Origin of the sequence: Burkholderia sp. E168m15 (genome assembly GCF_016586105.1) — a bacterium.
Classification (GTDB): domain Bacteria; phylum Pseudomonadota; class Gammaproteobacteria; order Burkholderiales; family Burkholderiaceae; genus Burkholderia; species Burkholderia orbicola.
In genome coordinates this window covers 31,078-45,256 of sequence record NZ_BCPO01000059.1, presented here as the reverse complement: position 1 = coordinate 45,256, position 14,179 = coordinate 31,078, and the positions used below count along the sequence as shown (strand labels likewise).

Here is a 14,179-nt window from a genome sequence, read left to right as displayed (position 1 = left end):
GCGACACTCGGCCGTCCGGCGATGCCGGGGCCGACGCGCGGCTCAGTCGTCGCGCTCGGTTGCGTGCGCGACCACCTTGTCGAGCAGCCGCTCGAACGTCTGGCGTTCGCTGTCGGACAGGCACGCGAGCAAGCCGTCGTTCCACTTGCGCACGATCGGCATGATCTTGCGATGCAGCGCGCGGCCGTCGGTGGTCAGTGCGATCAGCACGATCCGGCCGTCTTCGTCGCTCGCGTTGCGCTCGAGCAGCCCCTGGCGCAGCAGCGCTTCGGCTGCGCGACTGGCCTGACTTTTGTCGAGATTGGTATGGCGCGCGAGATCCATGATCGAGAACGGGCCGAATGCGCCGACGGCGGCGATCACGCGCGCCTCGGGCAGCGAGATGTCGAGCTTGTGCCGGTACACCTCGCCGATCCCGCGGTCGGAGCGCTTCGTGAGCGCATGGAGGCGATAGGTTAGAAACTGATCGAGCCCGGCTTGACGGCCTTTCATGTCGAATCCTGAAGAAAAAGGGCGGGCCCGATTGTTCCTGTATCGCGCGCTCGGGTCAACGGTCAGTGTGCACCGTACTTCAGGCGTGTCAACTGTTCTGCTTCGTTCGCGAGCAGGTTGGCCGCGTCGCGGATCGCGACGTCGAGCGTGATCGGCCCGGGAGCCGGCGAAAAGCAGCCGGAGAAATGCTCGGACAGGCGCGGCAGCGCGGCCGGGTCGATCGCGCCGGACAGCAGCGACGCGCTCACACCGGCGGCCCGCGCGTGCCGGCAGGCGATGAACGGCGCCTTGCCGTGCAGCGTCTGCACGTCCGAGCGGCCTTCGCCGGTGATCAGCCACTCGGCGCCGGCCAGTGCGGCGTCGAGCCCGACCTGGCGCGCCACTACTTCGGCACCGGCCTCGAAGCGTGCGCCGAGCATGTGCAGCGCGAAACCGAGGCCGCCGGCGGCGCCTGCGCCCGGCAGCTCGCGGCCGCGGCGGTCGAGTGCGGCTTCGAGCAGGTCGGCGAAGCGGGCGAGGGCCGCATCGAGCGTCGCGACCTGTGCGGCCGTCACGCCCTTTTGCGGGCCGAACACGGCGGTCGCGCCATGCGCGCCCGTCAGCGGATTGTCGACGTCGGACATGCCGACGAATTCCGTTTCCTTCAGGCGCGGGTCGAGCCCCGACGCGTCGATGCGCGCGATGTCGGCGAGCCGCGACGGCACCGGCTCGACCGGCTGGCCGTCGGCGTCGAAGCACTGCAGGCCGAGGCCCGCGAGCAGCCCGGCACCGGCGTCGTTGGTGCTGCTGCCGCCGAGCGCGACGAAGAAGCGGCGCACGCCGTCGTCGAGCAGCGCGCGGATCGCCTCGCCCATCCCGCGCGTGCTGCGCGCGTCGACCGGCACGCTCATGCCGACCGGGTCGGTAATCCCGACGATCTCGGCCGTCTCGACGATCGCGGTGCGCGCATCGATCACGCCGACCGCCGCATCGCGTGCCGCCAGCGACGCGCCGGCCACCCGCAACGTGCGCCGCGTGCCGCCGCCCGCCAGCATCGCGTCGAGCGTGCCTTCGCCGCCGTCCGCCATCGGGCAGCACCGCACGACCGCGTCGGGCCGGGCGCGGCGAATGCCGGTGGCGATCGCGTCCGCGACCTGCTCGGCGGAAAGCGAGCCTTTGAACGAATCGGGCGCGATGACGACGACAGGCGCGGACGGGTGGTGCGGCATGGTGTCTCCGGAAGGCGTGATTGGTGTGAAGAATAAGTGGTCGAGCCACGAGGGTGGCTCATACGCTATCGGAGCTTACAGGATGGCGGGCCCGGGGTGGATACGCCGTTCGGCATAGCCGCGATCCGCGCGCATGGCCGTGCATCGGGCCGTCGGCAGGGCGGGGACACATGCGTGTCGTGCTGATCTGGCGGTACGAGGAAAATTGTTTGCTAGAATAGTCGATTCTTCCGGCCAAAGCCGTGCTCCGAGCCGCTTGCGCTAGCCATCCGGCGCGTGCAGGGATGGCGTGGCGCTCCGGCGCGGCGTGTGAGTGTGCGCACCTCACGCTGCAGGCAGGCACGGCAAGGAAAACCCGATTCGCTCGAATAATTTTAGGACGATTGAAGCCATGGCTAACGTTGTTGAGAATCTCGGCAAGCTTGAACGCCGTGTGACGATTTCTTTGCCGAAAGACACCGTGCAGAAGGAAATCGATGCCCGCATCCAGAAACTCGCGAAGACCGTGCGCATGCCGGGTTTCCGCCCGGGCAAGGTGCCGCTGAAGATGGTCGCCCAGCAATACGCGGGTCAGGTCGAAGCCGAAGTGCTGAGCGACAAGATCGGCCAGGAATTCTTCACGGTCAGCCGCGCGGAGAACCTGCGCGTCGCCGGCCAGCCGAGCTTCGAGCCGAAGCAGGAGCAAGCCGAGGACGCGTACGCGTTCGACGCGACGTTCGAGGTCTACCCGGAAGTGAAGATCGGCGATCTGGCGACGGCTGAAGTCGAGCGCTCGACCACGTCGATCGGCGACGCCGAAATCGACCGCACGCTGGACATCCTGCGCAAGCAGCGCGTGCACTACCACGCACGCGGCGAAGCCGGCGAGCACGGCGACGGCGGCGCGGACACCGCAGCGAAGAACGGCGACCGCGTGACGGTCGACTTCGTCGGCAAGATCGAGGACGTCGCGTTCCAGGGCGGCACGGCCGAAGATTTCCCGTTCGTGCTCGGCGAAGGCCGCATGCTGCCGGAATTCGAAACGGCGGCGCTGGGCCTGAAGGTCGGCGAACAGCGTACGTTCGACCTCAAGTTCCCGGATGACTACCACGGCAAGGACGTCGCCGGCAAAACGGCGCAGTTCACGGTCACGATGAAGAAGATCGAGTGGCCGCACCTGCCGGAAATCGACGCGGAATTCGCGAAGTCGCTCGGCATCGAAGACGGCGACCTCACGAAGATGCGTGCCGAGATCAAGGAAAACCTCGAGCGCGAAGCGAAGCGTCGCACGCAGTCGATCGTCAAGAACCAGGTGATGGACGCGCTGCTGAAGATTTCCGAACTCGACGTGCCGAAGGCGCTGATCGAGCAGGACCAGCAACGTCTCGTCGAAATGGCTCGCCAGGATCTGGCGCAGCGCGGCGTGCCGAACGCGAAGGACGCCCCGATCCCGGCCGAAATGTTCGCCGAGCAGGCAGAGCGCCGCGTGAAGCTGGGCCTCGTGCTAGCTGAACTCGTGAAGGCGAACGGCCTCGAAGCGAAGCCGGAACAGATCCGCGCGGAAGTCGACGAGTTCGCGAAGAGCTACGAAGACCCGAAGGAAGTGGTCCGCTGGTATTATTCCAACCAGCAGCGCCTCGCCGAGATGGAAGCGTTCGTCGTTGAAAGCAACGTCGTCGATTTCGTGCTGGGCAAGGCCAAGGTGACGGACAAGGAAGTGAGCTTCGAGGCACTCGCGAGCGCATCGGCGCAAGCGTAAGTGTCGCTCTAGCGGCGTGCCGGCTGTCGGAGCGACGGCCCGCACGCCGTTTTTACGTCAAGCGCACGGTTGCCATTAATATGGCGATTGAGCGGGCGGCTTCCTTCCGTTCAATTTTCCATTCGAACAAGGTTCATTGAATGATCACTCGCGCTGAATTGCTGGACATGCTTGCTTCGAACGCGCCGCAGGGTTTCGAGGCGCAAGCGCTGGGGCTGGTGCCGATCGTCGTCGAAACGAGCGGCCGCGGCGAGCGTTCGTACGATATCTATTCGCGTCTCCTGAAGGAGCGCCTGGTGTTCATGGTCGGCGAAGTGAACGACCAGACCGCCAACCTCGTGGTCGCGCAATTGCTGTTCCTCGAGAGCGAGAATCCCGACAAGGACATCAGCCTCTACATCAACAGCCCGGGCGGCTCGGTGTCGGCCGGGATGGCGATCTACGACACGATGCAGTTCATCAAGCCGGACGTGTCGACCCTGTGCATGGGCCTCGCGGCCAGCATGGGCGCGTTCCTGCTCGCGTCGGGTGCGAAGGGCAAGCGCTTCGCGCTGCCGAATTCGCGCGTGATGATTCACCAGCCGCTCGGCGGCGCGCGCGGCCAGGCATCCGACATCGAGATCCAGGCACGCGAGATCCTCTACCTGAAGGAACGGCTGAACAACCTGCTCGCGCAACACACGGGCCAGGACGTCGAACGCATCGCGCGCGACACCGACCGTGATAACTTCATGTCGAGCGAGGACGCGAAGGCGTACGGGCTGATCGACCAGGTGTTGTTGAAGCGCCCGTGAGTTTAAACGGGGTGCCGCCCCGATTCGGGCCGGCGCCCTCAAACGTCCCGAGTGCCCTGAGCATCTGCGGCAAGCGCATCCAGCCGGCTCCGGTCGCGCCCTAGGCGCGGCGTCCGGAGCAATCGGCGTATCATGTCATTTACCTGTCCGGAGGCTCTACATTCATGGCGGACAAAAAAGGTTCGAACAGCGAGAAGCTGTTGTATTGCTCGTTTTGCGGGAAAAGCCAGCATGAGGTGAAAAAACTCATCGCGGGCCCGTCGGTGTTCATCTGCGATGAATGTATCGACCTCTGCAACGAAATCATTCGCGACGAGGCGGCTGCCGCCGGCGTCGAGGCCAGCCTGTCCCGGTCGGATCTGCCGAGCCCGCAGGAAATTCGCGACATCCTCGATCAGTACGTGATCGGCCAGGAGCGCGCGAAGAAAATCCTCGCGGTGGCCGTGTACAACCACTACAAGCGCCTGAAGCATCTCGACAAGAAGGACGACGTCGAGCTGTCGAAGAGCAACATCCTGCTGATCGGCCCGACGGGCTCCGGCAAGACGCTGCTCGCGCAGACGCTCGCGCGGTTGCTCAACGTGCCGTTCGTGATCGCCGACGCGACGACGCTGACCGAAGCCGGCTACGTCGGCGAGGACGTCGAGAACATCATCCAGAAGCTGTTGCAGAACTGCAACTACGAGGTCGACAAGGCCCAGCGCGGGATCGTCTACATCGACGAAATCGACAAGATCAGCCGCAAGTCGGACAACCCGTCGATCACGCGCGACGTGTCGGGCGAGGGCGTCCAGCAGGCGCTGCTGAAGCTCGTCGAGGGCACGATGGCGTCGGTGCCGCCGCAGGGCGGCCGCAAGCACCCGAACCAGGATTTCATCCAGGTCGACACGACCAACATCCTGTTCATCTGCGGCGGCGCGTTCGACGGCCTCGAAAAGGTGATCACCGATCGTACCGAGAAGACCGGCATCGGTTTCGGCGCGACGGTCAAGAGCAAGCAGGAACGCGACGCGGGCGAGGTGCTGCGCGAAACGGAACCGGAAGACCTGATCAAATTCGGTCTGATCCCCGAATTGATCGGCCGTCTGCCGGTGGTCGCGACGCTCGGCAAGCTCGACGAAGCTGCGCTGATGAAGATCCTGGTCGAGCCGAAGAATGCGCTCGTCAAGCAGTATCACAAGCTGTTCGCGATGGAGCGCGTCGAGCTGGAGATCCGGCCGGGCGCGTTGCAGGCAGTCGCCCGCAAGGCGATCCGCCGCAAGACCGGCGCGCGCGGTTTGCGTTCGATCATCGAACAGGCATTGCTCGACGTGATGTACGAGCTGCCGACGATGAAAGGGGTCAGCAAGGTCATCATCGACGAGAACGTCATCGATGGGGACGGCAAGCCCTTGCTGATCTACGTGGACACGCCGAAGGTGGCGGGTTCGAACTGACCGGCTTGCCGACGATGTTCAGCGAAAAAGGCCGTTCATGAGTCCGTGGGCGGCTTTTTTTCGTTTATCTTGTGGGTAACTCTGACTCGACACGCGGTGGTTACTTTCTTACCGAATATTTCCCGCACTTGAAGGCTTGCAATTCGTTGTGGCGGCCTCAATTACCGAACAATTGATTCCACTCATGGGGAAATGAAATGTCAGGCACCCAACTTCTCCCGCCGGAACGCATCACGCTCCCGCTGCTGCCGCTGCGGGACGTCGTCGTTTTCCCGCACATGGTCATTCCGCTCTTCGTGGGCCGGCCGAAATCGATCAAGGCCCTCGAAGCAGCGATGGAAGGCGGCAAGCACATCATGCTCGTCGCCCAGAAAACCGCGGCCAAGGACGAACCGACCGAAAAGGACATGTACGAGGTCGGTTGTATCGCCAACATTCTGCAGATGCTGAAGCTGCCGGACGGCACCGTGAAGGTGCTCGTCGAGGGCCTGCAGCGCGCGAAGGCATTGTCCATCGAAGAACAGGAGACGCAGTTCTCCTGCGAAGTGATGCCGCTCGAGCCCGATCATGCGGATAGCGCCGAAACGGAAGCGCTGCGCCGTGCGATCGTGTCGCAGTTCGACCAGTACGTGAAGCTGAACAAGAAGATCCCGCCGGAAATTCTTACGTCGCTGTCGGGCATCGATGAAGCAGGCCGTCTCGCCGACATGATCGCCGAGCGCCTGCCGCTGAAGCTCGACCAGAAGCAGCACATCCTCGAGATGTTCCCGGTCATCGAGCGCCTCGAGCACCTGCTCGCGCAGCTCGAAGCCGAGATCGACATCCTGCAGGTCGAAAAGCGCATCCGCGGGCGCGTGAAGCGCCAGATGGAAAAGAGCCAGCGCGAGTACTACCTGAACGAACAGGTCAAGGCGATCCAGAAGGAACTGGGCGAAGGCGAGGAGGGTGCGGATCTCGAGGAACTCGAGAAGCGCATCAACGCCGCGCGCATGCCGAAGGAAGCCAAGAAGAAGGCCGACGCCGAGCTGAAGAAGCTGAAGCTGATGTCGCCGATGTCGGCGGAAGCGACCGTCGTGCGCAACTACATCGACACGCTGATCGGCCTGCCGTGGCGCAAGAAGAGCAAGGTCAACAACGACCTGTCGAACGCCGAGCAGGTGCTCGACGAGGATCACTTCGGCCTCGAGAAGGTCAAGGAACGGATCCTCGAGTATCTCGCGGTGCAACAGCGCGTGGACAAGGTCAAGGCGCCGATCCTGTGCCTCGTCGGGCCTCCGGGTGTCGGCAAGACCTCGCTCGGCCAGTCGATCGCCCGTGCGACGAACCGCAAGTTCGTCCGCATGGCGCTCGGCGGCGTGCGTGACGAAGCCGAGATCCGCGGTCACCGCCGTACGTACATCGGTTCGATGCCGGGCAAGATCCTGCAAAGCCTCGCGAAGGTCGGCGTGCGCAATCCGCTCTTCCTGCTCGACGAAGTCGACAAGATGGGCATGGATTTCCGCGGCGATCCGTCGTCGGCGCTGCTCGAAGTGCTCGATCCGGAACAGAACCACACGTTCGCCGACCACTACATCGAAGTCGACTTCGACCTGTCGGACGTGATGTTCGTCGCGACGTCGAACTCGCTGAACATCCCGCCGCCGCTGCTCGACCGGATGGAAGTGATCCGTCTGTCGGGCTACACGGAAGACGAGAAGGTCAGCATTGCCCAGCGTTACCTGCTGCCGAAGCAGAAGAAGAACAACGGGCTGAAGGACGGCGAGATCGAGGTCACCGAGCAGGCGATCCGCGACATCATCCGCTACTACACGCGCGAAGCCGGTGTGCGTTCGCTCGAGCGGGAAGTGTCGAAGATCTGCCGCAAGGTCGTGAAGATGCTGCTGCTGAAGAAGGCATCGGGCGCGATCAAGGTCGATGGCGAGAACCTCGACACGTTCCTCGGCGTGCGCAAGTACGACTTCGGCCTCGCGGCGAAGGAAAACCAGGTCGGTCAGGTGACGGGCCTCGCGTGGACGGAAGTCGGCGGCGACCTGCTGACGATCGAAGCCGCGGTGATGCCGGGCAAGGGCAACGTGATCCGTACGGGTTCGCTCGGCGACGTGATGAAGGAGTCGGTCGAGGCTGCGCGTTCGGTCGTGCGCTCGCGTTCGCGTCGTCTCGGCATCAAGGACGAAGCGTTCGAGAAGCAGGACATCCACATCCACGTGCCGGAAGGCGCGACGCCGAAGGACGGTCCGTCCGCCGGCGGTGCGATGACGACCGCGCTGGTGTCGGTGCTGACGGGTATTCCCGTGCGGGCCGACGTCGCGATGACGGGCGAAATCACGTTGCGTGGCGAAGTGCTGCCGATCGGCGGGCTGAAGGAAAAGCTGCTGGCTGCGCATCGCGGCGGCATCAAGCTCGTGCTGATTCCGGAAGAGAACGTGAAGGATCTCGCGGACATTCCGGACAACGTGAAGAACGCGATCGAGATCGTGCCGGTCCGCTGGATCGACAAGGTGCTGGAGCTCGCGCTCGAGCGTTCGCCGACGCCGCTGCCGCCGGAAGAAGAAGCGAAGGCTGCGGCGCCGGTCGGTGAGGCGGCGAAGGATGCCGGCTCGACGGAAGTCGTCAAGCACTGACCCTGAGCACCGTCGTTGCTGACGGTCGTTCACGAAACCCGCGGCGATGTCCGCGGGTTTTTTTTATGCGCAGCACAATCGTGCGAGCGCGTGGGTTAAAAAAAATTCACGCGCAGGCTTGGCAAAATGATCGGGGATGAATTAAACTTGCGGGCTCGCTGATTGTTGATGCGCAAACGCAGATCGCAGTCAGAACGAATCGGAAACGGGTGCTTAGCTCAGCTGGTAGAGCGGCGCCCTTACAAGGCGTAGGTCGGGGGTTCGAACCCCTCAGCACCCACCAGTTTCCCGATTCAGCCAGACCAAGGAGCGGTAGTTCAGTCGGTTAGAATACCGGCCTGTCACGCCGGGGGTCGCGGGTTCGAGTCCCGTCCGCTCCGCCAAACAAACAACAATGCCCGCCTTGTGCGGGCATTGTTGTTTGTGCGTTCGGTTTGCGCCCGCTGCCGGGCGCGTAACTGCGGAGCGGAGGAAGCCGCCTGCTCGGCTTCCGGCGGGACGAGAAGGGCTGCGCTTGCAAGCGCAGCTGCGGCCTGCGGGAGGTAGGCGAGTCCCGTCCACTCCGCCAGAAAATGAAAAAGCCCGCCTTGTGCGGGCTTTTTCATTTGTATCGTCGTGATTCCACTCCGCGCTCGAGCACAGCATTGCCTGCGTTTTATCCCGTCCCACCCCGTATGTTGTAATATCGGTCGTTTTGTCCAATTTACCCGTCACGCATGCTCGATTTCTTCCGTAATCACCAGCGCCTGATGATGGCGCTCCTGCTCCTGATCGTGTTGCCGGGGCTGGGTTTCGTCGGGATCCAAGGTTTCCGCGGTTTCTTCGACGACAGTGCGAACGTCGCGGCAGTCAACGGGCACAAGATCACGCGGGTCGAATTCGACGGCGCGTTCCGCCAGCAGATCGACCAGGCGCGCCAGGCGCTCGGCGGGCAGTTCGACATCAAGATGTTCGACACGCCCGAACATCGCAAGCAGGTGCTCGACGGCCTGATCCAGCAACGCGTGCTGGCCGACGAGACGCAGCGTCTGCACCTGACCGCATCCGACAACGCGGTGCGCGACGCGCTGATGAGCGACCCGATGATCGCGTCGCTGAAGAAGCCCGACGGCACGATCGACGTCGAACGCTATGCGCAGCTGCTGTCGTTCCAGGGGATGACGCCCGAGCAGTACCAGGAGCGCGTGCGCTACAGCCTGTCGCTGCAGCAGATTCCGGCCAGCATCGTGTCGAGCGCGTTCACGCCGAAGAGCCTCGCGCAACGCCTGTCCGAACTCGCCGCGCAGCAGCGTGAAGTGCAGGCGCTCGTGTTGAAGACGAGCGACTTCGCAGCGAAGGTCCAGCCGACCGACGCGCAGCTCACCGCGTACTACGACGCGCACAAGCAGAGCTTCGCGACGCCGGAAACCGCGACGATCCAGTACCTCGTCTATTCGCCGGCCGCCGCGGCCGCGAGCGCGCAGCCGACCGAAGCGGACATCAAGAAGTTTTACGACGACAACCCGACGCACTTCCGTACCGAAGCGCAGGTGCGCGTGAGCCACATCTTCATCGCCGCGCCGGGCAGCGCCAGCGCGGCCGACAAGGCAGCAGCAAAGGCGAAGGCCGAGCAACTGCTGGCCGACGTGAAGGCGCATCCGGACCAGTTCGCGCAGATTGCACAGAAGAGCTCGCAGGACGCGCCGTCGGCGGCGAAGGGCGGCGACCTCGGCTTCATCACGCGCGGCTCGACCGCGGGCGGCAAGGCGTTCGACGATGCCGCGTTCTCGCTCAAGCAGGGCGACGTGAGCGGTATCGTGCAGTCGGATCTCGGTTTTCACATCCTGAAGGCGACCGAAGTGAAGCCGGCGATCGTCAAGCCGTTCGCGGAAGTGAAGGACCAGATCGCGGTCGACCTGAAGCAGCAGTACGCATCGAAGGCGTTCTCGGACAACGCGGAGGGCTTCACGTCGACCGTCTACGAAAAGGCGAAGACGCTGCAGCCGGCCGCGGACAAGTACAAGCTGACGATTCAGACGGCCACCGTCACGCCGACGCCGAATCCGCAACTGCCGCCGACGAGTCCGTTGAACAATCCGAAGTTCCTGGCCGCCGTGTTCGCGAACGACGCGGTGAAGAACCAGAACAACACGCAGGCGATCGACGTCGGCAACAACACGCTAATCTCGGCGCGCGTGACCGAGCACAAGCCGGCCGCGGTGCCCGCGCTCGACGCGATCAAGGACGTCGTGCGCCAGAAGGTCATCGCCGAGCAGGCCGCGGAACTCGCGAAGAAGGACGGTGCAGCGAAGCTGGCCGAGCTGCAGAAGTCGAAGTCGACCGACGGGTTCGCGGCTGCGCAGAAGGTGTCGCGCACGCAATCGCAGGGCCTGACGCCGGCTGCGCTGAGCGCCGTCTACAAGGTTGATGCGAAGACACTGCCGGCTTACGTCGGGGTCGATCTCGGCGCGGACGGTTATGCGATCTATCGCGTGAACGCGGTGATCCCGGGTTCGGCGGTCGATCCGCAGCAACTGGCGGCCGCGCAGCAGCAGATGGCGCAGGTCGATGCGCAGAGCGAAGGCGAAGCGTACCTCGCCGCGCTGCGCGATCGTTCGAAGGTGAAGCTGTACGGCAGCACGACGGCCAGCCAGCAGCAGGACGGCGACAACTGAGCCTCGTTTCGCCCGCAACCATCAAAAAGCCCCGCTCGAAGCGGGGCTTTTTGTTTTCCGACGCTCGGCTGCGATCAGCCGTGCGGCTTGCCGAGCAGCGGCTTCAGTGCAGGCCACACATTGTCGAGCAGGATGCCCTGCGCCTGCTGCGCGGGATGCATCTGGTCGGCCTGGAACAGCTCGGGCTTGTTCTCGATGCCGGCCAGCAGGAACGGCACGAGCGGCACGCCGAGGTCTTTCGACAGCCGTGTATAGACTGCGTGGAACTTCTGCGTGTAGTCCGGGCCGTAATTGGGTGGCACGTACATACCGACCAGCACGACCTTCGCCCGCGCGCGCTGGGCGCTCGCGATGATGTCGCGCAGGTTCTGCTCGGTCGTCGCGAGCGGTACGCCGCGCAGCGCGTCGTTCGAGCCGAGTTCGACGACGACGATCGACGGCTTGAGCCGCTGCAGCACCGCGGGCAGCCGCGCACGGCCGCCGCTCGTGGTGTCGCCGCTGACGCTGGCGTTCGCGACGCTATAATCGATTCGCTCGGTCGTGAGCCGTTGCCGCAGCAGTGCCACCCAGCCGGTGTCGCGCGGCAAGCCGTATTCGGCCGAGAGACTGTCGCCGAGCACGACGATCACGGGCGGGCCCGATGCGGGCGCCGTCGCGGCGCGCGCGGGCACGGTGACGGCCAGCAGGGTGCCCAGCAGCGCGGCGGCCGCCGCGCGTCTTTTCCAGCGAAATGTCGTGTCCATGTTCAAGATTACCGATCCGATCATCGAAGTCCATGACGTGTGCAAGCGGGTTGCCGATGCAACGGGCGAGCTGACGATCCTCGACGGCATCACGCTCGCCGTGCAGCCGGGCAGCAGCCTCGCGATCGTCGGCGCGTCGGGGTCGGGCAAATCGACGCTGCTTGGCCTGCTTGCAGGGTTGGACAGCGCGACGAGCGGCACGGTTCGCCTGCTCGGCCGCGCGCTCGACCAGCTCGACGAGGACGAACGCGCGGCGCTGCGCAACGGCGCGGTCGGCTTCGTGTTCCAGTCGTTCCAGTTGATGCCGCATCTGACGGCGCTCGAGAACGTGATGCTGCCGCTCGAACTGCAGGGCGGCATCAGCGCGCGCGATGCGGCCGACCGCGCGCGGGCGCTGCTCGTGCAGGTCGGTCTCGGCGAACGCACCGCGCATTATCCGAGACTGCTGTCGGGCGGCGAACAGCAGCGTGTCGCGCTCGCCCGCGCGTTCGTCACGCGCCCGGCGATCCTGTTCGCCGACGAGCCGACCGGCAGTCTCGACGCGGCCACCGGCCACGCGGTCATCGACCTGATGTTCGAGTTGAACCGCACGCACGGCGCGACGCTCGTGCTCGTCACGCACGATGCCGAACTCGCGCGCCGCTGCGCGACGACCGTCACCATCGATGCCGGGCGCATCGTCGCGCCGCATGCGGCTTCGCGCGACGCATGAAGGTTCGTGCCGGCCGCGCGGCGTGGATCGCGCGGCCGGCACGGGCATGACGCCGTTGCGTCAGTGCTTCAACGCTTGAGCGCCGCGCGGGCGCGCTCGATCAGCGCCGTGGTCGACGAGTCGTGCTTCGCCGGATCGACCGATTCGGCCGACAGGTCGGCTTCCACCACCTTGCCGAGAATCTTGCCGAGCTCGACGCCCCACTGGTCGAACGGATTGATGTCCCACACCGTCGCCTGCACGAGCACCTTGTGCTCGTAAAGCGCGATCAGCGCGCCGAGCGTGCGCGGTGTCAGCGCATCGACGAGCAGCGTCGTGGTCGGGCGGTTGCCGGGGAACGTCAGGTGCGGCGCGAGCGCTTCCTTGCCGGGCCCGGCGACCTTGCGCGCTTCCTCGAGCGTGCGGCCGAGCATCAGCGCTTCGCTCTGCGCGAAGCAGTTCGCGAGCAGTTTCGGGTGATGGCTCGCGAGCGAATGCTCGGGCGTCAGCACCGCGATGAAGTCGATCGGCACGATCGTTGGCCCCTGATGCAGCATCTGGAAGAACGCATGCTGGCCGTTGGTGCCCGGCTCGCCCCACGTGACGGCCGACGTCGGGTAGTCGACGAAGGTGCCGTCCAGGCGCGCGGATTTGCCATTGCTCTCCATTTCGAGCTGCTGGAGGTACGACGGCAGGTAGTGCAGCGCTTCCGAATACGGCGCGACGAGATAGCTCTGCGAGCCGAAGAAATTCCGGTACCAGATGCCAATCAGGCCGAGCAGCACCGGCAGGTTGCGCTCGAGCGGCGCTTCGCGGAAGTGACGGTCCATGTCGTTCGCGCCGGCCAGCAGTTCGTCGAACTGTTCGGGGCCGATCGCGATCATGATCGACAGGCCGACCGCCGACCACAGCGAATAGCGGCCGCCGACCCAGTCCCACATTTCGAACACGTTGTCCGCGGCGATGCCGAACTTCACGACTTCGGCCGGGTTCGCCGACACGCCGACGAAGTGCTTCGCGAGCGCATCCTCGGGGCAGCCGCGCGCGACGAACCAGTCGCGCAGCGAGCGTGCGTTCGTCATCGTCTCGAGCGTCGTGAAGGTCTTCGACACGATGATCGCGAGCGTTTCCTCGGGATCGACCTGTTCGAGCACGCGCGCGAGATCGGCGCCGTCGACGTTCGACACGAAGTGCGTCGAGATCTCGGGCGTCGCGACGTGGTGCAGCGCATGCACGACCATCTTCGGGCCGAGATCGGAGCCGCCGATGCCGATGTTGATCACGTGGCGAATGCGCTTGCCCGTATAGCCCGTCCACGTGCCGCTGCGCACGGCGCGCGCGAACGTCGCCATCTTCGCGCGCTCGGCGCTCACCTGCGCATGGAACGGCGCTTGCGGGTCGGTCGCGCGCAGCGCGGTGTGCAGCGCGGCGCGGCCTTCGGTCGGGTTGACGATCTCGCCCGCGAACATCGCGTCGCGGCGCGCCTCGACGCCGGCGTCGCGCGCGAGCTGCACGAGCAGGCGCAGCGTTTCGTCGTCGATGCGATTCTTCGAGAAATCGGCCGCGAGACCGCCGCCCGGAATCGTGAAGCGTTCGGCGCGGGTCGGCGCGCGATCGTTTTCCGGCGCGAACCAGTCGCGCAGCCGCGCGTGGCGGATCTGTTCGAAGTGGGATTGAAGGGCAGTCCAGGCGGGGAGCGATTTCAGCGTCATGGCGGTTCGAGTGAAGCGTGAATCGGGAGGAATGCCGCGCCGGCTCATCGGGATCGGAAAGCCGGCGGACGAGAAGGCCCGCCGTGCGGC

10 protein-coding genes and 2 tRNA genes are annotated in these 14,179 nt (G+C 65.0%); 8 read left to right on the top strand and 4 right to left on the bottom strand.

The features are described 5' to 3' along the window. Positions 1 to 42: 42 nt before the first annotated feature. Positions 43 to 492: a MarR family winged helix-turn-helix transcriptional regulator gene (locus JMF86_RS09450; protein ID WP_077179217.1), complete on the bottom strand. Its 450-nt coding sequence runs from the start codon at positions 490 to 492 to the stop codon at positions 43 to 45. Positions 493 to 554: 62 nt separating this feature from the next. After that, on the bottom strand, positions 555 to 1,700 hold the full coding sequence (locus JMF86_RS09445; RefSeq protein WP_011549608.1) for a glycerate kinase: 1,146 nt from the start codon (positions 1,698 to 1,700) through the stop codon (positions 555 to 557). A 391-nt stretch (positions 1,701 to 2,091) separates the two neighbouring features. Here JMF86_RS09445 and tig point away from each other — a divergent pair, with 391 nt between their 5' ends. The 7 genes from tig (at position 2,092) to JMF86_RS09410 (ending at position 10,943) form a co-directional block, all read left to right on the top strand. After that, a complete protein-coding gene (tig, locus tag JMF86_RS09440; protein WP_011549609.1) occupies positions 2,092 to 3,438 on the top strand; it encodes a trigger factor in 1,347 nt (448 codons plus the stop codon). Positions 3,439 to 3,578: 140 nt separating this feature from the next. Then, positions 3,579 to 4,232, top strand: a complete 654-nt coding sequence (gene clpP, locus JMF86_RS09435) for an ATP-dependent Clp endopeptidase proteolytic subunit ClpP (RefSeq protein ID WP_006496351.1) — start codon at positions 3,579 to 3,581, stop codon at positions 4,230 to 4,232. Between the two features lie 164 nt (positions 4,233 to 4,396). After that, positions 4,397 to 5,668 (top strand): ATP-dependent Clp protease ATP-binding subunit ClpX, encoded by a 1,272-nt coding sequence (clpX, locus tag JMF86_RS09430; protein WP_077179216.1) that lies wholly within the window; start codon positions 4,397 to 4,399, stop codon positions 5,666 to 5,668. Positions 5,669 to 5,865: 197 nt separating this feature from the next. Further along, positions 5,866 to 8,289 carry an endopeptidase La gene (lon, locus tag JMF86_RS09425; protein WP_011549610.1) on the top strand — a complete coding sequence of 808 codons (2,424 nt, stop codon included), beginning with the start codon at positions 5,866 to 5,868 and terminating at the stop codon, positions 8,287 to 8,289. Between the two features lie 207 nt (positions 8,290 to 8,496). Continuing rightward, positions 8,497 to 8,572: transfer RNA gene (locus JMF86_RS09420), tRNA-Val, on the top strand. 23 nt (positions 8,573 to 8,595) lie between these two features. Next, positions 8,596 to 8,672: transfer RNA gene (locus JMF86_RS09415), tRNA-Asp, on the top strand. A gap of 333 nt (positions 8,673 to 9,005) precedes the next feature. Beyond that, entirely contained in the window at positions 9,006 to 10,943 is a 1,938-nt protein-coding gene (locus JMF86_RS09410) for a SurA N-terminal domain-containing protein (protein WP_027814542.1), read from the top strand. Between the two features lie 74 nt (positions 10,944 to 11,017). Here the strand turns inward: JMF86_RS09410 and JMF86_RS09405 are convergent, their stop codons facing one another. Further along, positions 11,018 to 11,686 carry an arylesterase gene (locus tag JMF86_RS09405; protein ID WP_027805868.1) on the bottom strand — a complete coding sequence of 223 codons (669 nt, stop codon included), beginning with the start codon at positions 11,684 to 11,686 and terminating at the stop codon, positions 11,018 to 11,020. Here JMF86_RS09405 and JMF86_RS09400 point away from each other — a divergent pair. Beyond that, positions 11,685 to 12,398: an ABC transporter ATP-binding protein gene (locus JMF86_RS09400; protein WP_201316964.1), complete on the top strand. Its 714-nt coding sequence runs from the start codon at positions 11,685 to 11,687 to the stop codon at positions 12,396 to 12,398. The two genes, JMF86_RS09405 and JMF86_RS09400, sit on opposite strands and share 2 nt — an antisense overlap. A gap of 68 nt (positions 12,399 to 12,466) precedes the next feature. Here the strand turns inward: JMF86_RS09400 and pgi are convergent, their stop codons facing one another. Continuing rightward, on the bottom strand, positions 12,467 to 14,089 hold the full coding sequence (gene pgi, locus JMF86_RS09395; RefSeq protein WP_077179215.1) for a glucose-6-phosphate isomerase: 1,623 nt from the start codon (positions 14,087 to 14,089) through the stop codon (positions 12,467 to 12,469). Between the last annotated feature and the right edge of the window lie 90 nt (positions 14,090 to 14,179).